1 protein-coding gene is annotated in these 1,314 nt (G+C 52.7%); it reads right to left on the bottom strand.

Going from position 1 to position 1,314, the window contains the following annotated elements; genetic code table 11:
• Positions 1-63: 63 nt before the first annotated feature.
• Positions 64-999, bottom strand: coding sequence for a DUF4158 domain-containing protein (locus IEY52_RS26425; protein WP_189009682.1), 936 nt, complete (start codon positions 997-999; stop codon positions 64-66).
• Positions 1,000-1,314 lie beyond the last annotated feature (315 nt).

The following is a 1,314-nucleotide window of genomic DNA, read 5'->3' as shown; positions in this document are numbered from 1 at the left end:
TTTTCTTCTCTCACAAGTTGAAATTTTACCGCTGTCCTGCTTTTTTGCCTCCCCTCTGCGAGATCATCTCAACAAACCACCGGCCATGATCTGGTCGAAGATTTCCAGGGAGTCATCCACTGCCTGTTTTTCCAGCTGGTTCAGAGACAGCCGCAAGATGGCCGCTCCCCTCTGGGTGGGCAACCTGAGCAGGTATTTGCTCTTGGCGTCCAGACCATAATTGGCCAGCATCCTGGTGCGCCTGAGGGGAAGGCCTTCCGGCAATTGAAGAGAGAACGGTACGGATTCCCGGATGCTTTTCACCCGACTGAGGGCCATCACCATACCATTTGCAGAGTCCCGGGTGGGTCCCCAGCGGAGTTCATCAAACAGGGTGTTGTGCTTCTCTTCCCGGACCTGCACGGTCTTGCGCAAGTGGTGGATCTGAGTTTCACCCAGGTCAGCCGTGATGTCCTGGTAGAGCTTTTCATCAGCTTCTTCCTTGATGGAACTGATCAATCTTACCAGGGTGGTGACGAAAGGAAGCTGCACTCGTTCACCAATCAACCAGCCAGTGGCCAGGTCAAACAGACTGGTGAGGGGCTCTGCCGTGAGGTAAGAGCGGGATCTCAGGAAGTTCTGGAAGGGGATCTGGACTTTGGGATCGTGAAACTCCTGAAAGCCGTACTTCTCGCGGATCTGGGTCTGGTGTTGGGAGAGGGTGCTGGGCCTACGGGAATACTGATTCAGGTCCCGGCTGTCCATGCCAAGCTGCTTGGCGACGAACTTTCTGACCACCCGGGGGATGTTGCGCACGTCTCTGGGGAAGGTGCCCAGGAAGCGCAGGGTGGTGAGCTGCAGGGCAAACCCGAGCCTTTGGACCCCGAGGCGACCTTTCTGAATGAATTCGAGGTCAAAGTCATCAAGTTGGAAGAACTTCTCCAGCTGCTCAGGAGTGGGTTCCTCGGTGTAGGTGCCGTAACGCTGGGACTGCTCAGGGGTCAGAAAGTCAGCAGGCATGATGGTTCACATTTTATGCGTTCAAAAAGGACTCTCTAACATTTTCCTTGTCTCATACATGCTTTTACTTACCAGTAGGTGGGTCGGCTGATTCCACGACATCCAGCATCCAGTACAATGAACACATGGGTGTGACACTCCTTCATTCAGGCAAAAAATCGCTTGATGAACAGCTTTGGAGGGTTTGTGCTGAGCAAAAAAGAATATGAAGAGATACGACAAAAAATAGAAACCGTAACTGCTCAGCAGGTGAGATTGACTTTTCAAAACTGGTAAAGTAGGGGCACTGTGGAAGAACCGTGTCCCAACTGCTTG

Origin of the sequence: Deinococcus roseus (assembly GCF_014646895.1) — a bacterium.
GTDB lineage: Bacteria > Deinococcota > Deinococci > Deinococcales > Deinococcaceae > Deinococcus_C > Deinococcus_C roseus.
The sequence above is the reverse complement of the archived record's forward strand: the minus strand, read 5'-3'. Positions and strand labels throughout refer to the sequence as shown.

Coding starts and splice junctions, on each gene's coding strand:
- IEY52_RS26425 (WP_189009682.1), bottom strand. CDS start 999: ATGCCTGCTGACTTTCTGACCCCTGAGCAGTCCCAGCGTTACGGCACC.